The organism is Sodalis sp. RH21, assembly GCF_047324175.1.
In the GTDB taxonomy this organism is placed as follows: domain Bacteria; phylum Pseudomonadota; class Gammaproteobacteria; order Enterobacterales; family Enterobacteriaceae; genus Acerihabitans.
On the sequence record NZ_CP178732.1, the window covers coordinates 508,992 to 531,002 of the forward strand.

Here is a 22,011-nt window from a genome sequence, read left to right on the forward strand (position 1 = left end):
TTGGTGACGTAAACCTTGGAGAGATCGGGGCTATAGAAATTCAGTAATACCGTGGCGCTGCCGTCGGCTATCGTGCCGGTCACGGGGACAATGCCTTGCCCTGTTTGGCCTGCCGCCGGTACGGGGAAAGTTACGCCGGTCTCAGCCACTCCTGAAGCGTTGGTAGTCGCATTAGGGGTGGCAATTACGGCATTGAATGTGGTGGTGGAGAATCTTACCGGTACGTTGGATTGCAGTGCGCCGGTTAAACTATCCGTGACCCTGGCAAATACCGTGGTTAATTTGGTCTCATTCGGGTTTGGCCTGATTGCCACAGGGATGGCGTATACCGTAACTTGGTTAGGCATGATGTTTTCCTTAGCATTTAATAAACCGGATGAAATTTTTAATTAATATAGACTTTACCGGGTGCATTGGATTATTCAATGTCCTTTTTTACCGCCGCGTCGGCTAAAAAAGGCATTGCCGATGATGAAACGGGCACAATGGTTAATTTATTGTGCCCGGTTCATCATCAAGTTGTATTAATAAAATTCAATCTCCTGGTTAGAACCCGTGCTATTCATCGTGCCGGTACCGTCTTCGTTTACATCCGGCATTGAGAAAATAAAGAAAAGATTGAATCCTGGGGTGAAGCTTACCGCTTCGGCGAAAGCTTGCCCCTGTCCATCGGTCGTGATGATCGCGGTGACCGGCGTAGCGGGGAAAGCAAATAATTGACCGGCCTGGCTGCGCATTATACTCACCGTCAGCCGGGTATTAACCGCCGGTTGGCCTCGCGCGGTGGTTACCGTAGGTATCGCCGAGGCGCGATCGGTGCCGTTGGCGGCGGCGAAATCTACAACGGCCTGTACGGATATGGTTGGGCTGGTAAATTGCCCGCCGGGGCCGGACAACGTTGCTCCCGCAGCGTCGCTGGCCGTTACGGTCAGGGAGCCCAGGCGCGTATACGTATATTGCAGGTTGATAATTCCCTGGGCGTTGGTCCTGGCGTCCGGCGGGGAAATCACCCGGAACGTGCCGGCGCTGTTATCAGCCGTTAAGCTGATGGCCACGTTCGCAGCAGGTAGGCCATGGGCATTGGCGACATGGACTTCCACGACGTTGGGTTCGATACCATCGGCCGTGGCGTTATCTTCCAGCAAATTAATGGCGGTAATAAAGATATTTTGGGCAAAGACGACACCCACCTGCCTGAATTTGCCGTTGTCCAAGGTGGCGGTGACCACGCTACCTCCCGCCGTACTGCTTACCAGATTGGCGATGGCTTCCCCATTGGCATTGGTGGCGACCTGCGCCACCAGAGCGGAGGCGCCGTTATTGGCGGTAAACGTCACTACCTGGCCTGGCATCGGCTGGCCGAAGGCGTCGGTCACGACTGCGCGCACCGTATTGGGGGTGGTGCCGTCCGCGGGTGAGTTATTGGTGGTTACCGTCAAGTTGGCCTCCAGTATTTCCGCGCCGGCGCTGTCGGGAATAAACGTCGTGTTCTCTGTCAGGGTGGCGCCGTTGCCCAGGGTGGCGGTTACCGCGCTGGTTCCGGCGACAGTATTGGTCAGGCTATTGTCGGCGATGCCGCCGGCTCCGGTGGTCACGCTGCCAAGGGCCAGGGCGGCGCCGTTAGTGGCGCTAAAGGTTACATTGATACCGATCAGGGGGTTGTTATGAGCGTCGGTGACCACCGCCTGCACCGTGTTGGCGTCGCTGCCATTAGCCGCCGAGCCGTCATGGGTAACCGTCAGGGTGGCGAGACGCGCGGTGGACGGGTCGGCATTAAAGCTGACAGAAGCCGTCTGGGTGCTGCCGGTAGCAAGGCTGGCGGTGATCACGCTGTCGCCGGCCAGGGTATTGGTCAGGCTATTGTCGACGATGCCGTCCGTCCCGGTGACCACGCTGCCCTGGGACAGGGTGGCGCCGTTGGTAGCGTTAAAGTTCACGTTTACGCCGATCAGCAGGTTGTTATGAGCGTCGGCCACCACCGCCTGCACCGTATTGGCGTCGCTGCCGTTAGCCAGGGAGCCATCGCGGGTGACCGTGAGGGAGACGATGCGCGCGGTGGCCGCGTCGGCGATAAAATGGGTAGTTTTCATTTCGCTTTGGCCATTGCCAAGGCTGGCGGTGACTACGCTGTCGCCTGCGACGGTACTGGTCAGCCCATTGTCGGCAATGCCCCCCGGCCCGGTGACCACGCTGCCCTGGGCCAGGGTGGCGCCATTGGTGGCGCTAAAGGTCACGTTAATGCCGGTCAGGGGATTGTTATGGGCGTCGGCGATAGTCACCCGCACCTCGTTGGCATCGCTACCGTTGGCCGCCGAGCCGTCTTGGACGACCGTCAGGGAGACGATACGCGCGGTGTTGGCGTCAGCGACAAAGTTTACATAGGCCGTCTGGGTGCTGCCATTGCTCAGGCTAGCGGTAACCGCGCTGATGCCGGCGGCGGTATTGGCCAGGGTGATGTCCGCCAGTCCGCCTGCGCCGGTGGTGACCATAGTCTGGGTCAGCGTCGCGCCGTTAGTTGCGCTGAATGTAATCTCTATCCCTGCCAATGGGTTGCCGTGGGCATCCACCACCAGGGCGCGCGCACCGTTGGTGGAGGTACCATTAGCCGCCGCGCCGTCATTCGTTACCGTCAGGCTGATGATGCGCGCCGTGGCGCTGTCGGCGATAAACGTGGTGTTGACCATCTGGTTGCTGCCGCTGCCCAGGCTGGCGGTAACCGCGCTGATGCCGGCGGCGGTATTGGTCAGGGTTTCGTCGGCCAGGCCGTCGACGCCGGTGGTGACCGTGGTATGGGCCAGGGTCGCGCCATTGGCGGCGCTGAAGGTAACGACCTGCCCGGTTAACGGGTTGCCGTTGGCGTCCATTACCAGGGCGCGCACGCCGTTGGCGTCAGTGCCGTTAGCCGCCGCGTTGTCTCTGGTCACGGTCAGAATGCTGATATGTGCGGTATTACTGTCCGCGACAAAATTGGTAAAGGCCATCTGGCTGCTGCCGTTGGCCAGGCTGGCGGTCACTGCACTGGTGCCGGCGACGGTATTGGTAAGGGTGGCATCGGCCAGGCCGCCGGGGGTGGTGTTGACCATAGCATTACTCAGGGTGGCGCCGTTGGTGGCGCTGAAGGAGACGGCCAGATTCGTCAGCGGATTGCCATGGGCATCGGCCACTTCCGCCCGCACCCCGTTGCTGGCGCTACCATTGGCCGCCGCGTCATTGTGCGTCACCGACAGACTGACAATATGGGCGGTGGCGGCGTTGGCGATAAACTGCGAGTTTTCCGTCCGGCTGCTGCCGTTACCCAGGCTGGCGGTGACTGCGCTGGCACCAGCCACAGTATTGGTGAAGGTGTTGTCAGCGATGCCGTTGGCATCGGTAACCACGGTGGCATGGGCCAGTATGGCCCCGTTGGCGGCGCTGAAGGCGACGGTCTGGCCGCTCAGCGGATTCCCCTGGCCATCAACGACCAGGGCCCGCGCCTCGTTGGCATCGGTGCCGTTGGCCACCGAGTTATCTTTTGTCACGGTCAGGATGCTGATATGCGCGGTATTACTATCTGCTATAAAGTAGGTGTCGACCGTCCGGCTACTGCCGTTGGCCAGGCTGGCAGTCACCACGCTGGCGCCGGCGGCGGTATTGGTCAGAGTGGCGTTGGCCAGGCCGTTGGTTCCGGTCACCACGGTGGCATTGACCAGGGCTGCGCCATTGGTGGCGCTGAAGGTCACGGCCTGGTTGGCCAGCGGATTACCATGGGCGTCGACGATCCTCGCCTCTACCACATTGGTATCCGTGCCATTGGCCAGGACATTGTTGGTGGTCGCCACCAGGCTGATGACGTGCGCGGTATTGCCGTCGGCGACAAACTCGACATCCGCCGTTTGAGCGCTGCCGTTGGCCAAGCTGGCGGTGACCGTGCTGGCGCCGGCGGCGGTATTGGTCAGGGTAACATCCGCGAACCCGCCGGCCACGGTGGTCACGCTGGTATGGGCCAGGATAGCCCCGTTGGTGACGCTGAAAACCACCGTCTGACCGACCAGCGGGTTGCCGTGGGCGTCAACTACTACCGCACGCACGCCGTTGGCACTGGTACCGTTGGCTACCGCGCTGTTTTCCGTTACCGTCAAATTAACGATCCGCGCGGTATTGCCGTCGGCGATAAAGTGAGCGTCAACCGCTTGGCTGCTGCCGTTGGTCAGGCCGGCGGTGACCGTGCTGGCGCCGGCAGTGGTACTTGTCAGGGTCACATCGGCGAATCCGCCGGTCACGGTGGCCACTGTCGCCTGGGACAGGTTGGCCCCGTTGGTGGCGCTGAAGGTTACCGTAAGACCGGCCAGCGGATTGCCGTGGGCGTCGACGACCTGCGCGCGCACCCCGTTGGCGTCGGTAGCATTGGCCAGCGCGCCGTCTTTGGTTACCGTTATACTGATGATGCGCGCAGTGGCGACGTTGGCGATGAACCGGGTGTCCACCGTCCGGTGGTTGCCGTTACTGAGGCTGGCCGTTACCGCGCTGGTGCCGGCCAGCGTGTTGGTCAAGGTAACGGCCGCGATGCCGTCCGCCCCTGTCACCACCGTGGTGGCGGACAGGTTGGCGCCGTTGCCGGCAATAAATGTCACGGTCTGATCGGGCAGCGGATTGCCTTGGGCATCGGTGATCCTCGCTTGCACCCGGTTGGCGTCATGGCTGTCGGCCAGCGCGTCGTTTTTGGTCACCATGAGATCGCCGTCCGCGATCCTGGCTGTGACGTTGTCGGCTACAAACCGGGTATCCACCGACTGATTGTTGCCGTTAGTCAGGCTTGCGGTGATATTGCTGATGCCGGCCACCGTGTTGGTGAGCGTCGTTTCGGCAATGCCGTGCGCGTCGGTAACCACTTGGATTACGGCCAGGGTGGCGCCGTTGGTGGCTTTGAACGTGACGGTCTGGCCGGCCAACAGGTTGCCTTGGGCATCGGTCACCTTTGCCCGCACGGCATTGGTTTGCGTACCGTCGGCGGCCGCATTGTCGCGTAATACCGTCAGATCGCCAGCGGCGATGCGTGCGGTGGCGATATCGCCGATAAAGGTGGTATCCACGCTCCGGTCGCCAGCGTTGCCGAGCGTGGCGGTGACCGTGCTGATACCGGTGCGGGTATTGGTGAGGATGACTTCGGCGCTACCGTCGGCGCCGGTCACCACGGTGGCGTGGGCCAGGGCCGCGCCGTTGGCGGCAGTGAAGGTAACCGTCTGGCCGGCCAGCGGATTGCCATGGGCATCGGTGACTTTAGCCTGCACGGCATTATTGTCGTGCCCGTTGGCCACCGCGTTATTTTTGGTCACCGTCAAATTGCCGTCGGCGATTTGCGCGGTGCCGCTATCGGCGATAAACGTGGTATTTACCGTTTGCCGGCTGCTGTTCAAGGAGGCGGTGACCGAGCTGACGCCGGCCAGGGTATTGGTCAGGGTGGCGGTGACGATGCCGTCAGCGCCGGACGTCCCGATAACCGTGGTGATGCTGGCGCCGTTGGCCGCCGTGAATGTGACGGTCTGCCCGGCCACCGGATTGCCGCCGGCGTCGGTCACCACCGCGCGCACCGCGTTGGCGGCGCTGCCGTTGGCCACCGAGCCATCCTTGGTGACGGTCAGGTTGGCGGCGGTAATTTCAGCCGCGGCCGGCAAGACTTCGATCCGCGTGGTAGCGCGGTTGGACGCGTTCTGTTTTATATCGTGGGCCACCGCGCTCAGGTCATAGATATTACTGGCCGCGCCGGCGCGCTGATAGGGCGGCAGGGTTATCGCCAGCGTGTTTTGCCCAATCTGGGTTATCCCGCCCCCGGCGGCTACCAGCGCCGCGGTATCCCAATCTATCCGATCCAGGCCGTACTTGCTGGTAACCTGGGCAACCACGGTAGCTTGTTCCCGCTCGCTGCCGTTCACTTCAGCCGGTAATCTCAAATGGATAACCTGCTGTTTCTGGTATTCCAGCACAATATCGTTATTACGATCGACTAAATCATAACGCGTGCCGGCCAAGGTGCGCATGGCGGCGACCGAAGCCGGATCGATTTGGGTTTGCCAGGCGTCGCCGAAGCGGTAATTCATCTGGATATTGAGGCGGGTATCGCTGGCGTTGCCTTTGCCCTCGCGGTGGTCGGCGCCGATGGTCACCAGGCTTACCGGGGTGTAATTTAAACCAAGGGTCACCGCGTAGGGGTCTTTCTGCAGGTTATCCTTGCCGAACAACGCTACTTTGTCGCCGCGGTATTGCTCAAACGTCAGCTTGCCGCCCAACTGAGGATAGGCGGGCAAGAAGGCCTCGGCGCGTATGTCATAACCGTTGGCCGGCCGTTCATTGTAATCGTCTAAATCCCGCGATTGATGCCAGTCGCTGAGCCTGAAATAATTATTAGCAGAAAGTTTGAGGTAATCCCGCCAGGCCTCGAAACCCATACCCATGCGGCGGTTATTACCCGTTATGTCATCATCGTAAAACGCATTCATGCCCAGCATCCAGTCGCCTTGCCAACTGCGTACCCCCGCGCCTAGATTCACGGTATTTCGCCCATCTTTGTTGCGCGCGCCCAACTGGGTAAACAGTAAATCCTTGGGTTGATCATATAGCGGGATCAACAGATCCAGGGCGCTGCCGTCAAGATGAAAGTTATCATCGACATTAAGTTGCAGGCGGGCGGTGCCGAACTGGCCTAGCCATTGCTGGGCGGCCTGGCTGACTTCCCCGCTAACGGCGGAACGGGCCATGCCGGTCGCCGGACCTTCGGTATGCGCGCCCGGCGACGCGGACCGGCTCAGCTGTTCATTCCAGGACGGTTTATGATCGGAGCCGCGGAGTCGGGGGGCTGCGGCGGCAGCCTGCGGAGTGGCCGAGAGTGTGCCAAACGCCGCGTTTTGCGTTAAGCCGGGTGTGGTAAGAGGAATATCTATTTCATCACCAACGGCCAGTTCGGTGAAAGGTTTGGCAAAAGTGCGGAATTGATTAAGTTTTTTCAATTGGTCCAGCGTCAGCCCATGTTGCCTGGCAACGGTAAAAACCGTTTCATTGAGGCCGAGCACATAAGGTTCCGAAGCGATAACGCCCTGGCTTTGACGCGCCGAGGCGGCGGCTATAACCGGCGTAAAAGAAAGACACACAGGGAATAATAATTGAATGCTAATATTCAGCCATGCCAGCAGGTATAGATGACGGCGGTAAAGGCGGCGGCTTTGAACAAGCGCCGCCCGTTTTTCAAACCGTAAAATAAATAATTTGCAGCATTTATTGAATAAATCATTAAAGGAATCAAACATTATATTAACCCTGATGGCGGCTTAGAACTAACGAATCATGACGTTACTTCAATTACTCTCTTGATAAACACCCTGTTGGTTCATTATTAATATGGCGAAGTTAATGACAGGCTTGTTAAACATTAAAAAAACTACATCGATATGCTTTGTATTACATAATTAAAATTTATAAGATCACTAATGATTTTGTTGTATCAATAGCATAAATTGCCAGCTTCTTTCCATCTGAGGCAATAAAACATAAGTAATATGGACGCTAAGGTTATTGTTGAGTACGTTGGTTGAATGTCACCTTTTAAGAATAATGCTTATATAATAAATTCCCCATGATATAAAACACAGGTAACCCAGAGACAGTCGTATTAACTATAAGGAATAGTTAATGTAAGGCGCGTCAAGGTCTTGAACGCAACAGTATGCATAAGGGCAAACCTTGCCGCGAACTCATTTTAAGGATTTAAGATAACAATACGACGTTATAGTGCCATTTGACAAGTCTTTATTTTTAGCAAAAAGAATATATTAAATAAGATTGTAATGCGCTTCACGATTATTACCAATAATGTACCTATACGATAAAAGTCGGATTGATGGTTTCATCATACTAATAGCTAAGTATTCCATTAAATAATTTTGTGATTTTTACTACTGCAATTATAAAAATTGCCTTATATGTAGCCTGGCAGGGTACATATAAGCAGAGGGGATTACCGTGCAAACAGATGAGGCCGCAGGATAAAAACGCGGCCGGTAAGCGAATCCATGCGATCCGCTGTCAGATTTGCGGTATATGGCTTCGATGCGCCGGATGCGAACGAACCCATGCGGAAAAGTTGGTCAAAATATCATTGTCCAAATGTGACCACAGTACTGTTATACACCCGTGTGTCCTCTCGAAGAACGGTGCGAACTTCGGTATTGCCTGCATTGATATTCGTTAGCGTCAAGGTTAACTGACCTTGGGCATTGGTTGTGCCCGAAGCCGGATTAAGTTGCGCGTCGCTGGTCGCTGTGAAATCCAGTATCATGCCAGCGGCGGGCTGGCCGTTCGCTATTGATACGAGGGTGTAAGTGATTATATTTTGCGCGCTGCCGTTATTAGGTGAGTTATCTTGGTCAACCCGTGCAATGAGGGCAAACAATTTCGGTAATGCCGTGAAAGTAAGCTGCGTATTATTGTCATTATCTGGATCTGACGCCAACCGGGCGGTTACTACGACACTCTCCGGGTTGTCGTTGGTGAGCCTCAGTTCGACCTGACCCTGTTGATTGGTTACACCTTGACCTTCGTCAGGTTGGGCCGTTCCGCTGGCGCTAAAGAGCAATACGTTAGAGGACTGGGGTATTTGGCTCGCATTTTTAACGGTATAAAGCAGGCGATTAGCGCTTACTCCATCGGCCGCGGCGTTATCAGCGAGCACCTGTGCGCTTATTCGTAAGGTTTGCCCGCTGTTTGCATTGGCGAACGTGGCAAAACCTTCAGCGGAAAACTCATTAAACCGCCCAATGATTTTTACCGTCTCTTGCTGCGTATCAGTAAAATACACCGTCGTCTTGCCATGGCAATCGGTGGTCGCAACTGTTTCCTTATGGCCATTGATAAATTTGGCATGGCCCGATAGATTAAAAGCAATAGTTTGCCCGCTGGCCGGGCAGCCTTGATGAGTCAAGGTGGCGATGGCGGCATTAGTATCGCTGCCATTGGCACGGGCGCCATTGGTGGTGGTCAATGCCAATCGATAAAATGTCGGGTGATGCTGCGTGGGAGGTACTATATAATCATTCATATTATGCTCCTGGAGTATACAGTTATCGAGACCGAGATCCATCAGTTAAAATTGACGTCGGTGATGTTATAAACCCGTGGGTCGACTTGCAGGATTGTCGTGACCGACACCAATCCCGTGTTTTGATTCGTAAGGCTAAAGGAGGCCTGCCCGTTGTTGTCCGTCAGGATTTGAAGACTGGCGGGGCTTGCTCCATTGGTGGTGCTTACATTAATAAAAGTAAATGGGACGGGCAGTTGTGTTAATCTATTTCGCACCAGATAATTTAACCTGTTTTGCATTTGCCCGTTGGCGGTAGAATTATCGCTGACGACCGAAGCAATGATTTCATGCTCTTTTGGCGAGCTTACGAAGTCGATCTGGGTATAGGTTATGACAGTAGGCGAATTAAACAAATAGGCAGTTACCAATATTCTCTGCGCACTTAAACTGGTAATAGTTAGTTCATATTGCCCGGCGTTATTTGTTAAGCCAAAATCCTGTAGTGCTGTATTACCGGTAGCGGTGAATGAAATAAGCTCATTGGCTATAGCTTGGTTCGTAGCGGTAGTGACCGTATAGAGAATTCGATTTTGGTCGCTACCGTTGGCTGCGGCGCCGTCGCGAATGACATTTACTACCAGCCTTGAGTTCGATTGGCCTCCTGCAGGTCCAAAAGTAGAAGATTGTATCGTGGACAAATTTTCAAATTGGGCGGTGACGATGACGATTTCCGCCACGCTATTAGTAAAATCAACCCTGGCCTCGCCTAGGACATTAGTCTGTAATGTAATATTTTGAGCGCCATTGGTGAACCTGGCGTTTCCAGACAGGAAAAAAGTGATAGTGCGTTTATCCAGTAGGTAGCCACCGCTACTCAGGGTTGCCGTTGCGCTGTTAATATCAGTACCGTTTGCGGTGGCCGTCGAGGTCGTTACCAATCCAAAATTGTAATCTATTAAAGGTATTACTGGCGGAATTATGGATGCATGCATTTTTATTCTCCAGCCGCGCTGTGGATAGTACTAATTTTAAGAAAGTTAAGAATTAAATCCTTTGGTGTTTATATCATTGTCATCAAGCATTATTGACCGGTTTTCAGGAAGAAATGATATTCTCGGATGCTAAGATTCGGGCAGGTAAAGGTACAACAAATACTGTATTAATTCGTTGAATTGTTCCGCTGGCTTGCGGTAACGTCAGTTGGGCTGTAACGGTTTTTGGAGTTAATGATTGGAGGTTAATTGTTGCGGATTGATCGCTATTTAAGCTGATATCGGCCTGTTGGCCGGAATAGCCGTTGATAATAGTATCACCTGAAACAGAGATTCTGACGAAAGTGATCGGATTACCATATATATTGCTGGTGGCCAGCGCCATTAAATAAATGGAATTAAATGTCCTGCCATTGGCTGGAGCTCCAGTTGAGTAATTAAATGCTTTAAGTCTATCATTGCCCACCTGATACGCGCCAAATACAGTTTGGCGTGTAACGCTTTCGTGGGGATTATTTTCATCATAGGCAACAACCGTAACCAAACCTTGATAATTAGAATAAACACTAAAGTCACCCTGGCCAGTTTGATTCAAAATAATCTGATGAGAAATGGAACCGGATTCTTCAATTACCCCAGGTGAGCTAACATTGACCCTTATGGCTGCCCCTGGCGCACCGAAAATTACGCCACGATTGCGTGGATAAACGCGAATGGCCGTAAAGTCCTGGTTGGCGGCGCCCGTAGTCAGTATCATATCGAGAGGCTGTGGTATCGGTAGGACGTGATTTACAACATTGAACGTAACTTTTGCCGAGGTGGCGGAGTTTTGATAAGCATCCGTGGCAGTATAATATGCCGTATAAAACCCATTGGGCAGTAAATGGGGGGGTTGGGTATAGAACTTCGGCAGATCGGCAGCATTTTCAATAAAAAACTCGTTGATTATTTGATCGTTAATAAACAGGAGTACGTAATTATTCTGTGCGCCCTGGTAAATAGGAACCCCAATCAAAACACCATTCATGCTACTAATGGAGTCTCCGGTGATAACACCATTATTAATTTGTGGTACTAAAGGAGGAGGAAGTGCCATGGTCTATCCCTTACAAGATAATGGATTTTTGTTATATCGGTGAACTTTGTAAAGCTTATGTAATTGCTATGTTGTCAAGCAAATATATGATAAAAAAATTTATATGCAAGCCTATTTTTTAGCATAGAGAATGCTAAAATAAAGTATGCCGTAGAAAGTAATCTGAAACGGAAATTTGCTTTCGTTTAGATCCTGCATAATTAACATACTTTACTGCCGGGTTATTAAATGTTAACCCGGCAGCGGCGGCTATGTCATATGGCTTTTTATTACCATGGTAAATATTATTGTAAGGTAAGGGTTAATCCAAAAGGTATTCACCTTCCAACTCAATGATGGGTAGGATATTATTTTCAATAAATGTTTTATCGGATTTAAGAAAGTATACATTTCTTTCAATGGTAAGATTTTTTTGCTCAAAAATAAAAGGTGATAATTTTATTTTATAATTACGTTCGTCAATTATATTTTTAACCGATGATGGCATCAAGCCAATCGCATCGCCCTTTTCAATCATAGAAAGCTGGACATAGAGTTCCGGAATATTCAGGCGTTTAAGTGATATTTTGTTTTTTGAAAGATAACTATTGATATCCCTCAATATATTATCTTCGGCTGAAGATTCATATTGCACGAGGGTTTTTCCTGATAATGCTTCGGTGGGGGAGGTGTCGTTAATTGCCGCACCCATTTGAGTCACCATCATAATAATGTCGTTCGGCAGGTTAACGTGTTCTACATCTGCCTGACATTGAATTTTCTTCTGCGTGAAAAATATTTGGCATGACCCATTCCTAAGAAGTTCATTTATATTTTTTTCTTCGGGAGAGAAGTATTCCAATGAGACGTTATTGTTCTCTTTCTGGAAAATAGATGCCGAGAATAGGGGGGCAAGATAAGAATAATCATGATGATCTAGCCCAACCTTGAATTGGAGAATTTTTTTCTTGCGTATGTCGTCTTTTTTAATAAGGCTTTTCTCAAGATCGCACATTTCCAGATATAGAGGCAGTAACTTGTCATAAAGATCATGGCCATAACTGGTCAATTTTAAGCCAGTATTGGTTCGGGTAAATAATTTATGCCCCAAATTCAGTTCAAATATTTTTATCGTACGGCAAAGTGGCGAGGGAGTAATGCATAAAATCATAGCCGCTAATCGTATGGATTGTTCTTGCGCGGTTATTATAAAATACCTCAATGTTTTAGATAATAAAATCATATTAGGCCTCCAGATATTTTCATGAAATTTGGAAAACGCTATAAACATTTTGATAAGAAAGTTGACTTAAGTTTAGGAGAATTAATCTGCCTGATGTTATAATAATTGCCTAAATAAAATGTTACTGCAAGGTGTTTTGTTATTTTTATATGATATTTTATGAATATATAAATCTATGGAATTGATGTAAACGTTTAGTTGTTGTAAATCAAGGCATAAAACACGTGTAATTTTAAATTAGAATGAGTAGGATATAAATTAAATACAACAATATCTTCTGAATAGTTATCATACTCAGGGATTTTAGCTAGCATAATCGCTCCCACATCCTTGGGTGTATGGGCTTTCCATGATTGAAATTTATTGTGTAAGTTCTGGTTGATTTTCCTAATATAAAATAATAAAACTAAACCGTACTGGGAAAGTAATATTTACTAGAGCTTAAGAAATCAAGAAAAATTCGTCGTTGTTTAATTATCCGTCATTTAGATATGTATATCTATGATTTTAACATTCTGATGCTTTGAGCTGGTAGCATAAATGGGAATGGTAACGTTCATCCCAACTGCGAACTATAAATTTACAACTTTAGTATACTATATGACAAGTCTTCCTTTCAATATATTTAAAAATTTGGATGATAATGTTAGCAAGCTCACAATTAGCGGCTACTTCACACAATATAAGACTTACGCCACAGAAGGCAATGCTAATTTTCAACATTCTCTGAAAAAATGTTTTTTTGTCAGTAGAATCTCATTTTACTGCCTAAAAAATAGATGAGATAATTTAATGAAATAAAAATTTATCAAATAAATCAAATAATTAAATTTATGATGGGTTATTGGCAGTATTGGTATGATTTAATTCATTCTCGATGAAAACTGAATAATCGGGACAAGGTCGTACCTGAAAAATCGATGGGAGGAGGAGCGGATATTTGAGTAGATCATGTTACTAATGGTGTAAACCACCCTATTAGCATCCCAGGACCCAGCCATATGTGAAAAGTTAAAGCAGGGATAGGCCGCCCCCTTCAGCCCCCAAACGTATTCTCCGCTTGCCCGCTCTACAGGCTGTCTGGCGGCAGGGGAAAATTTTTTGCCAAAATTTTAAGTCCCTGGCGGTGTGTTTTTATCGGTAGAATTTGTTTGCGCCCCCGGGCCGGGCTACCACTTTGTGGGTATGCTGATACCGCATCCAATCAGGTAAATTCAGACATAATTTTATATAAAATTTACCGCTGGGCTAAGTGGAAAAACAGAAATTATAATTTATAATTTTAAAATATATAAAAATCTTATTAACTCAATCAATTAGGTCTATAAAGGCAAGCAAAATGGATGCAAGGTCGAAAAAACAGCTTGACGAATTACGGGCCAGCAGCAGAAGCGAACATGCCACGCTGCTAATGCCTTCTTCGGATTCGGGCGCGCCCCGGACGTTAGGACAGCGGCTGGCGGACAGGATCACGGCAATCATTGGTACTTGGACCTTTATTATCATCCAATCCATTATCATTGCTGCATGGTGCGGTTATAACCTTACGGTGGGAAAAAGCGGTTTTGACCCTTATCCGTTTATTCTCTTGAATTTGTTTTTATCCTTCCAGGCGGCCTATACCGCGCCGGCAATTATGATGAGCCAAAAGCGGGAAGGGGAGGTCGATCGCTTTCGCGCCGAGATTGCATCAAATGTGAATGTTAAATCCGACCTGGAGATGTATGCATTACACGATAAAATCGACTATCTGGAAGGCGATATCGTATCTTCAATAAAAGAACAATTGGCGCAAATCACCAAGCAGCTGGAAGAGATTAAACTTAAGCAAGGATAATGGGAAGCCGGGGCGTGCTAGTCGGAATCACGGCGCAATATCGTCGAAAAAAGCATATCCCTGAAACGTTCCGCCGGGGCCGGGTCGTGCTGCGCTTTGGCCAATAAAATGGCGCCCTGCATCGAAGCCAGGATAAAGGCCGCCATTTCATCGCAGTCGGTATCGCCAGCCAGCCGATCGGCATTAACGGCCGCGCGCAGGCAATAGGCGATGGATTGCTGAATCTCGCCGAGTACTTCGACCAGCCGCCGGCGGATCGGCTCGCTCCAGCCGCTGGCTTCGGCCATAAAGTTACCAAACAGGCAGCCATCCCGCATATTATTTTGATTAAGCCGGTTTATGCCGGCGTCGAGATAGGCGCGCAGGCGCTCCAGCGGAGGCAGCGCGTCGTTGCGCAGCGTGGCGTTGATGACGTTAAGCCTATTGGCGTAATAAAGATCGATCACTTCTAAGCCAAATGCTTCCTTGGAGGCGAAATGATTGGTAAATGACCCTTGCGGTACGCCTGCCGCCTGCACGATATCCCGTACGCTCGCGCCGGCAAAGCCTTGCGCGTTAACGACCTGCATGCCGACGGTCAGAATTTGGTTTTTATGCGATGCTCTAGCCATTGAAGTAATATAGCCGTACGTATTGGTCCGGTCAATACCGTACAAGGACTGTGTTGGCTCCGACACATTTGAGGAAATGATTCTTAACTTAATCTGAACATTTAACTGCCGGTTCCGGCTGCTATAGTAGCGACTATTCGAGAATGATCATTCTCAATCACTGTGAGTCGCTTATGTATCCAAAATTCATCATCCTCAGCCTGGTCCTGACGTTGCCCGCCTGCGACCGGCAATCCCCCTCCGCCAGCCAGTCCGCGCCGTTACCTGTAGCGGTCAGCGTCATCACGCTGCGCACGCAGCCGGTTACCCTGTCCACCAGCCTGCCGGGCAGGACCGCAGCGGTGCGCAGCGCCGAAGTCCGTCCCCAGGTCAGCGGCATTATTTTAAAGCGGCTGTTTACGGAAGGAACCGAAGTCAAAGCCGGGCAGCAGCTATACCAGATTGATCCGGCCAGCTACCAAGCCGCTTACGATCGGGCGCTGGCCACGTTCAATAACGCCGCGGCGGTGGCGCGGCGGTATAAACCCCTGTCCGACGCCCATGCGATTAGCGCCCAGCAATATGATGATGCGTCGGCCAGCGCCAGGGAAGCCGCTGCGGATATGCAAACCGCGCGGGTCAATCTTGATTATACCAAGGTTAACGCGCCTATTTCCGGCCATATCGGTCGTTCGGTGTATACCGAAGGCGCCTTGGTCACCAGCGGCCAAAGCGCCTATTTGACCACCATCGAGCAGCTCGATCCCATCTATGTGGATATCAGTCAATCATCGCAGGAACTTCTGCGGCTGCGCAAGGCCCTGGCCGATGGCCGGCTGAAGGCCGCCGGCGACCATGCCGCGGCGGTACAATTGACCCTTGAGGACGGGAGCCGGTACGCACAGGAAGGAGAACTGCAATTTTCCGAAGTGACGGTCGACGAGGGCACCGGCTCCGTTACCCTGCGCGCCGCTTTCCCTAATCCGCAAAATGAATTGCTGCCGGGTATGTTTGTGCACGCCATCTTGCAGCAGGGCGTACAGGACCAGGGCATTTTGGTGCCACAAGAATCGGTCGGCCACGATATCAAGGGCCAGCCTTATGTGCTGGTGGTCAATGCCGACAGCGGCGTCGAGCAACGCGCCATCGTGACCGGCGAGATGATCGGCGGCCAGTGGCTGGTTTCCCAGGGATTAAGCGCCGGGGAACGGGTGATTACCGATGGTCTGCAAAATGTTCGGGCGGGCCTCAAGGTCAGCGCGACCGAACGCCAGGCTTCCACCCCCGCCAAGACTGACAATAAGTCATCCATTATCGATTCATCGGCTCAATAAGGGGCATCAGATGTCGAAGTTTTTTATCGAACGCCCAATTTTTGCCTGGGTGATCGCGATAATCGTGATGTTGGCCGGCGGGCTGTCAATTTTATCTCTGCCCGTTAACCAATATCCCAATATCGCGCCACCCGCCATTTCGGTGAGTGTGACCTATCCAGGCGCCGGGGCGGCCACCGTGCAAAATACGGTAGTGCAGGTAATTGAGCAGCAGCTCAACGGGTTGAATAACCTGCGATATATTGAATCACAAAGCAACAGCGACGGTAGCGCCACGATTATCGCTACCTTCGATCAAGGCACCGACCCGGATATCGCCCAGGTGCAGGTGCAAAATAAAGTCTCGCTGGCGGAATCCCAACTGCCGGACGAAGTGACGACCCAGGGCCTGCGGGTGGCCAAATACCAGGCCAATTTTATGATGGTCGTCAGCCTGATTTCCTCGGATGGCAGGCTCAGCGACGCCGACCTCGGCAACCTGCTGGTATCGAAACTGGAAGATCCCATCGCCCGCACCAAAGGGGTGGGGGACTTTATGGTGATGGGTTCCGAATACGGCATGCGCATTTGGCTCGACCCCGCCAAACTGTATAAATATCAGTTGATCCCAAGCGATGTTTCCACCGCCATCAGCCAGCAGAACGTACAAGTCTCCTCCGGTAAACTGGGCGGTCTGCCGACGGTCAAAGGCAGTAAAATCAGCGCCACTATCATCGGCAAGACCCGGCTGGAAACGGTAAAGCAGTTTGAGAATATCTTTCTCAAGGTGAATAGCGACGGCTCCCAGGTCAGGTTGAGCGACGTGGCCAAGGTGGATCTCGGCCCGCAGGACTACAGCATCTCGTCGGTATTTAATGGCTTGCCGTCTTCAGGCATGGCGCTGCGCCTGGCCAGCGGGGCGAATATCCTCGATACCACCAAGGCCGTGCGCGCCACCATCGCCGATCTGCAATCGTCCCTGCCGCAAAATGTCGAAATAGCCTATCCCTACGATACGTCCCCGGTGGTCGGCGCATCCATTGAAGAAGTGGTCAAAACGCTGTTCGAAGCCATTGTCCTGGTCTTTTGCGTGATGCTGCTCTTCTTGCAAAACCTGCGCGCGACCCTGGTGACCACCATGGTGGTGCCGGTGGTATTGCTCGGCACCTTTGGGGTGCTGTCCGCCTTCGGGTATTCGATCAATACCTTGACGATGTTCGGCATGGTGCTGGCCATCGGCCTGCTGGTGGATGACGCCATCGTGGTGGTGGAAAACGTCGAGCGCGTCATGGCCGAGGAGAAACTCGGTCCGAAAGAGGCCACCATCAAATCCATGGCGCAGATCCAGGGGGCGCTGTTCGGCATCGCCCTGGTGCTGTCGGCGGTACTGGTGCCAATGGCTTTTTTCAGCGGCTCCACCGGGATTATTTACCGTCAATTTTCGGTCACCATCGTGTCGGCCATGGCTTTGTCGGTATTGATGGCGCTGATTTTTACCCCGGCGTTATGCGTCACCATCCTCAAACCTTCCGCCGGCGAGCGTTCCAATCGCGGTTTTTCCGGCTGGTTTAACCGCAAGTTCGATGCCGGCACGCTGCGTTATACCCAAAGCGTGGGGACGGTTATCTCCCGACGCAACCTGTTTATGCTGATCTATTTGCCGATCGTGCTGGTCACCGGTTATCTGTTTACCCGGGTGCCAAGCTCGTTTCTGCCCGACGAGGACCAGGGCATGATGATGATGCAAGTGACCCTGCCGGCCAACGCCTCGGCGGAACGCACCCAGGCCGTGTTGACCGATATGAAAGATTACCTGTTGAAACATGAATCCCCGGTGGTGAGTTCGGTTTTCGCCGCCAACGGCTTCAGTTTTTCCGGGCGCGGGCAAAACTCCGCCATGGCCTTTGTCAAACTCAAGGACTGGAGCGCCCGCGATCGGGACCAGACGGTGCGGGCCTTGGCCGGGCGGGCGATGCAGCATTTCGCCACCTTAAAAGAGGCCAAGGTGTTTGCCCTGATCCCTCCGGCGGTAATGGAATTGGGTAACGCCACCGGTTTCGATTTTTTCCTGCAAGATACCGCCGGCCAGGGCCATGAAAAGCTGATGGCGGCACGCAACCGGTTCTTGCAATTGGCGGCCCAGGATCACCGGCTATCGGCGGTGCGGCCCAACGGCATGGAGGACGAACCGGAATACCGACTGCATATCGATGATGAACGCGCCCGGGCGCTGGGCCTAAGTCTGGCGGATATTAATGATACCTTGTCAGCCGCCTGGGGTTCCAGCTATGTGAATCAGTTTATGTACCAGGGCCGGGTGAAAAAAGTCTATATCCAGGGTCGGGCTACCGCGCGCGTCACGCCGGAAGACCTCAATCAGTGGTACTTCCGTAACGGCAGCGGGCAAATGGTGCCGTTCTCGGCTTTCGGCAGCGGGGAATGGATTTATGGATCGCCGCGCTATGACCGGTTTAACGGTACGTCGGCCGTGGAAATCATGGGATCGCCGGCCAGCGGTTACAGTTCAGGGGACGCCGTCGCCGCGGTTGACGAGATAGCCGCCAAATTGCCGGCGGGATTTCAGGTGCAATGGCACGGATTGTCCTATGAGGAGCAGCTTTCCGGCTCGCAAACCCCGGCACTGTATACCATTTCAGTGCTGGTGGTGTTCCTGTGCCTGGCCGCGCTGTATGAAAGCTGGTCCATTCCTATTTCGGTCCTGCTGGTGATACCGCTGGGTATTTTGGGCACCATCGGCGCGGTGCTGCTGCGCGGGTTGCAAAATGATGTGTTTTTCCAAGTGGGGCTGCTGACTACCGTCGGACTGGCGGCCAAGAACGCCATCCTGATCGTGGAATTCGCCAAGGATTTGCACGAAAAGGAAGGGCTGGGGCTGGTTGAGTCCGCCATTGCCGCGGCCAGGCTGCGTATCCGGCCGATTATCATGACGTCCATGGCGTTTATTCTCGGGGTATTCCCCATGGTGATTTCTCACGGGGCCGGCGCCGGCAGCCAGCACTCCATCGGCACGGCGGTAGTGGGCGGCATGCTGACCGCCACGTTCCTGGCCGTCTTTTTTGTTCCTATGTTCTACGTGGTGGTGGTCCGGCTGTTCAGCCGCGGGAAAAACCGTCAGGCGGAACGCCAAACCGAGGTAGTCTCCCATGAATAAGCACCATGCCCGCCCGGCCATGCTCCCCTGGCTTTTTATTGCGGCATTGACGGGCTGTACGCTTCAGCCTGATTATCATCGTCCCGCATTGCCGGTAGCCAGTACTTGGAAGGGCGCGGCACCGGTCGCCGGCGCGGACATCGGCTGGCAGGCCTTTTTTACCGATCCGGCGATCAGCCGGCTTATCGAGCTGTCGCTCAATAATAACCGCGATTTGCGGGTGGCCGCGCTGAACGTGGAGACGGCGCGGGCGCAGTTCGGGATTAACCGCGCCGCCTTATTGCCGACGGTGGATCTATCGGCCAGCCAAACCGCGCAGCATCTGCCGGGCAACCTTTATAATACCCAGACTTCTGGGCCGGTAACCTACCATCAGTATGATGCCAACCTGGGGGTAACCTCATGGGAAGTGGATATTTTCGGCCGGCTGCGCAGTCTGCGCGATAAGTCGCTGGAGAGTTATCTGTCTACCGAAGCGACGCAGCGGGCGACGCAAATCAGCCTGGTTTCCGAAGTGGCCTCCGGTTATCTGTCGCTGTGCGCCGATAACGATTTACTGGCGCTGGCCCGGCAAACCGCCGCCAGCCAGGGGCAATCCTACCGGTTGACCAAACTGAGCTATGATGCCGGCGTCAGTTCGATCCAGGATTTGGCCCAGGCGGAAACCACGATGCGCGGCGCCGAGGCCGATATCGCTAAATACACCCGCCAGGTTAGCCAGGATGCCAACGCGCTGACCCTGCTGGCCGGGGCGCCGCTGCCCGCCGGCCTGCTGGCTGATGCGCGGCTGGATAAAACCTGGCATTTCCCGCCCACCCCGGCCGGTTTGCCTGCGGATTTGTTGACCCGGCGACCGGATATCCTCGCGGCGGAACATACCTTGAAAGCGGCCAACGCCAATATCGGCGCCGCGCGGGCCGCTTTTTTCCCCAGCATTACCCTGACGGCGGCGGGCGGATCGTCGAGCAGCAGTCTCGGCCATTTGCTGGAGGGCGGCACCGGGGCCTGGTCATTTGTGCCCGCCCTGACGTTGCCTATCTTTGACGGCGGGGCAAACCAGGCCAATTTGGCTATCGCCGATACTGCGGAAAAAATTGCGGTGGCGAATTATGAAAAGGCCATCCAGCAGGCGTTCAAAGAGGTGTCCGATGCGCTGGACGGCCAGGCTACCTATCGGGAGGAATTGACCGCCCGCGCTCGCGATACCGCGGCCAATCAGCAAAATTATGACATCTCCAGCCTGAGGTATCGCCAGGGGGTCGATAATTTCCTGAATGTCCTGGTGGCGCAGCGTTCGCTGTACGCGTCGCAGCAGACGCAGATTTCCACGCAATTAGGGCTATTGAATCAGCAGATAACCTTATATAAAGTGCTGGGGGGCGGATGGAAGCCATAATCAGGTTATGGATATCGCCCGCCCGCCGCATAAGCCGGGCAATAACCTGACTGAACGCTTATCTTATCGACACGACAGCGCCGCAAAGGGGTGGAAAACCAGCATGCACGTTGAGGAAAAAGACCAGAATCCCTCCGCCAGGCAGCAGCGCATTGCCGAGCGGCGCAACCAGATTATCGCGGCGGCCAGGATCAGCTTCCGGCGGCGTGGATTTCACGGCGCGGGCATGGCGGAAATCGCCTCCCTGTCGCAGTTGAGCGTTGGGCAAATTTATCGTTATTTTACCAATAAAGAAGCCATTATCGAAGAAATCGTCCAGCGCATCGTAAAACATCGCATCCAGCTGATGTTGGACAACGGCAACGATTTGGATCGCCTGGCGGACGATCTGACCAATCAAAGCCTGCTTGACGGGGACGAAGCCGAAATTAATCAGGCGCTGATGCTGGAGATTGCCGCGGAAGCCACGCGCAATCCCAGGGTGGCGCAAATTTTAACCGAAGCGGATGCCCGGTTATTCCGCCAGGGGTGCGATATGTTGCAGGGTATCTATCCGCAATTAACTCCCGATCGCGCTGCGGCCTTGTCCGAACTGATCGCGGTGCTGAGCGAAGGTACCGCGCTGCGGTTTCTTACCCAGCAGCAACGGGTGGATCGCGAACAGCTTTGCCAGCTCTATCTGCATATTTTTTCTACGGTGTTCCCCCCGGGGGCAGCATAGTTTTTATCCCGCTATTAACTTCCCGTAAAATTTCCCGCGACAGTTTGTCGTCTTGCACCGCACGCGCCAGGATAATGGCGCCCACCATGGACGCGTAAACGCGGATGGCGTCGCCCCTGGCTTCCTTCCCGGCACGCCGGGGAAACCACTGGGCCAGACGGTCAACGGTGGCGGCCACCAGCCGGGTCAGCGGAGGACGCACGGCATTTTCCCGGCCGATTTCAGTGGCCAGGGTCGCCACCAGGCAGCCCTGCGCCGGGCAATCGCGATGGGCAACGCTGAGGTAATCATCGATATAGGCCATCAGCCCCTCGGGCGTGGCGCTGGCCGTCGCAAGGTTTGCCAGCGTTTCGCCGGCGCCATATTCAATACTCTCCTTCATCAAGGCCTCTTTAGACGAGAAGTGATTGTAAAACGGACCGTGCGTAAGGCCGGTCGCTTTCATAATCTCCGCCACGCTCACCCCTGAAAAACCGCGCTCGCGGAATAAACGCGCGGCCTCTTGCAGAATGCGCGTGTGTTTTTCGGCGGTTTCGGCGGCGGGATATCGCATGGTGGGTCCTTGATTCGAGATAAATGATTAGGCTTGACAAGCATACATGATAGTCGTCATGCTTAAAATCATC

The 22,011-nt window shown here is 53.2% G+C and carries 13 protein-coding genes; 6 read left to right on the top strand and 7 right to left on the bottom strand.

All coding sequences use genetic code 11. From position 1 onward, the window contains the following. Positions 1-51: 51 nt before the first annotated feature. Positions 52-393, top strand: a complete 342-nt coding sequence (locus tag ACL2XP_RS02430; RefSeq protein ID WP_413736991.1) for a hypothetical protein — start codon at positions 52-54, stop codon at positions 391-393. A 131-nt stretch (positions 394-524) separates the two neighbouring features. On the opposite strand, the gene ACL2XP_RS02435 is transcribed toward ACL2XP_RS02430, so the two are convergent. The 5 genes from ACL2XP_RS02435 to ACL2XP_RS02455 all read right to left on the bottom strand — a co-directional run bounded on the left by ACL2XP_RS02435 (position 525) and on the right by ACL2XP_RS02455 (position 12,356). Then, complete coding sequence (locus ACL2XP_RS02435; protein ID WP_413736992.1) at positions 525-7,277, bottom strand: Ig-like domain-containing protein; 6,753 nt, start codon at positions 7,275-7,277, stop codon at positions 525-527. Between the two features lie 845 nt (positions 7,278-8,122). Continuing rightward, complete coding sequence (locus ACL2XP_RS02440) at positions 8,123-9,064, bottom strand: Ig-like domain-containing protein (RefSeq protein WP_413736993.1); 942 nt, start codon at positions 9,062-9,064, stop codon at positions 8,123-8,125. A 41-nt stretch (positions 9,065-9,105) separates the two neighbouring features. Then, on the bottom strand, positions 9,106-10,038 hold the full coding sequence (locus ACL2XP_RS02445) for an Ig-like domain-containing protein (protein ID WP_413736994.1): 933 nt from the start codon (positions 10,036-10,038) through the stop codon (positions 9,106-9,108). 103 nt (positions 10,039-10,141) lie between these two features. Continuing rightward, complete coding sequence (locus ACL2XP_RS02450; protein WP_413736995.1) at positions 10,142-11,134, bottom strand: hypothetical protein; 993 nt, start codon at positions 11,132-11,134, stop codon at positions 10,142-10,144. Between the two features lie 301 nt (positions 11,135-11,435). Continuing rightward, positions 11,436-12,356, bottom strand: coding sequence for a helix-turn-helix domain-containing protein (locus ACL2XP_RS02455; RefSeq protein WP_413736996.1), 921 nt, complete (start codon positions 12,354-12,356; stop codon positions 11,436-11,438). Positions 12,357-13,695: 1,339 nt separating this feature from the next. Here ACL2XP_RS02455 and ACL2XP_RS02460 point away from each other — a divergent pair. Continuing rightward, positions 13,696-14,193, top strand: coding sequence for a DUF1003 domain-containing protein (locus tag ACL2XP_RS02460; protein ID WP_413736997.1), 498 nt, complete (start codon positions 13,696-13,698; stop codon positions 14,191-14,193). Positions 14,194-14,210: 17 nt separating this feature from the next. Here the strand turns inward: ACL2XP_RS02460 and ACL2XP_RS02465 are convergent, their stop codons facing one another. Beyond that, complete coding sequence (locus tag ACL2XP_RS02465; RefSeq protein ID WP_413736998.1) at positions 14,211-14,804, bottom strand: TetR family transcriptional regulator C-terminal domain-containing protein; 594 nt, start codon at positions 14,802-14,804, stop codon at positions 14,211-14,213. Between the two features lie 173 nt (positions 14,805-14,977). On the opposite strand from ACL2XP_RS02465, the gene ACL2XP_RS02470 reads away from it, so the two are divergent. The 4 genes from ACL2XP_RS02470 to ACL2XP_RS02485 all read left to right on the top strand — a co-directional run bounded on the left by ACL2XP_RS02470 (position 14,978) and on the right by ACL2XP_RS02485 (position 21,385). Beyond that, complete coding sequence (locus ACL2XP_RS02470) at positions 14,978-16,117, top strand: efflux RND transporter periplasmic adaptor subunit (RefSeq protein ID WP_413736999.1); 1,140 nt, start codon at positions 14,978-14,980, stop codon at positions 16,115-16,117. Between the two features lie 10 nt (positions 16,118-16,127). Continuing rightward, positions 16,128-19,268, top strand: coding sequence for an efflux RND transporter permease subunit (locus ACL2XP_RS02475; protein ID WP_413737000.1), 3,141 nt, complete (start codon positions 16,128-16,130; stop codon positions 19,266-19,268). Then, positions 19,261-20,664 carry an efflux transporter outer membrane subunit gene (locus ACL2XP_RS02480; RefSeq protein ID WP_413737001.1) on the top strand — a complete coding sequence of 468 codons (1,404 nt, stop codon included), beginning with the start codon at positions 19,261-19,263 and terminating at the stop codon, positions 20,662-20,664. Before ACL2XP_RS02475 ends, ACL2XP_RS02480 begins: the two co-directional genes overlap by 8 nt. A 103-nt stretch (positions 20,665-20,767) precedes the next feature. After that, positions 20,768-21,385, top strand: coding sequence for a TetR/AcrR family transcriptional regulator (locus tag ACL2XP_RS02485; RefSeq protein ID WP_413737002.1), 618 nt, complete (start codon positions 20,768-20,770; stop codon positions 21,383-21,385). On the opposite strand, the gene ACL2XP_RS02490 is transcribed toward ACL2XP_RS02485, so the two are convergent. Further along, on the bottom strand, positions 21,357-21,938 hold the full coding sequence (locus ACL2XP_RS02490; protein ID WP_413737003.1) for a TetR/AcrR family transcriptional regulator: 582 nt from the start codon (positions 21,936-21,938) through the stop codon (positions 21,357-21,359). The genes ACL2XP_RS02485 and ACL2XP_RS02490 overlap by 29 nt on opposite strands. Positions 21,939-22,011: the final 73 nt, after the last annotated feature.

Bases quoted from the DNA above. Each gene is read 5' to 3' on its own strand.
- ACL2XP_RS02435 (WP_413736992.1), bottom strand. From the start codon at position 7,277: ATGTTTGATTCCTTTAATGATTTATTCAATAAATGCTGCAAATTATTT.
- ACL2XP_RS02440 (WP_413736993.1), bottom strand. From the start codon at position 9,064: ATGAATGATTATATAGTACCTCCCACGCAGCATCACCCGACATTTTAT.
- ACL2XP_RS02445 (WP_413736994.1), bottom strand. From the start codon at position 10,038: ATGCATGCATCCATAATTCCGCCAGTAATACCTTTAATAGATTACAAT.
- ACL2XP_RS02450 (WP_413736995.1), bottom strand. From the start codon at position 11,134: ATGGCACTTCCTCCTCCTTTAGTACCACAAATTAATAATGGTGTTATC.
- ACL2XP_RS02455 (WP_413736996.1), bottom strand. From the start codon at position 12,356: ATGATTTTATTATCTAAAACATTGAGGTATTTTATAATAACCGCGCAA.
- ACL2XP_RS02460 (WP_413736997.1), top strand. From the start codon at position 13,696: ATGGATGCAAGGTCGAAAAAACAGCTTGACGAATTACGGGCCAGCAGC.
- ACL2XP_RS02465 (WP_413736998.1), bottom strand. From the start codon at position 14,804: ATGGCTAGAGCATCGCATAAAAACCAAATTCTGACCGTCGGCATGCAG.
- ACL2XP_RS02470 (WP_413736999.1), top strand. From the start codon at position 14,978: ATGTATCCAAAATTCATCATCCTCAGCCTGGTCCTGACGTTGCCCGCC.
- ACL2XP_RS02475 (WP_413737000.1), top strand. From the start codon at position 16,128: ATGTCGAAGTTTTTTATCGAACGCCCAATTTTTGCCTGGGTGATCGCG.
- ACL2XP_RS02480 (WP_413737001.1), top strand. From the start codon at position 19,261: ATGAATAAGCACCATGCCCGCCCGGCCATGCTCCCCTGGCTTTTTATT.
- ACL2XP_RS02485 (WP_413737002.1), top strand. From the start codon at position 20,768: ATGCACGTTGAGGAAAAAGACCAGAATCCCTCCGCCAGGCAGCAGCGC.
- ACL2XP_RS02490 (WP_413737003.1), bottom strand. From the start codon at position 21,938: ATGCGATATCCCGCCGCCGAAACCGCCGAAAAACACACGCGCATTCTG.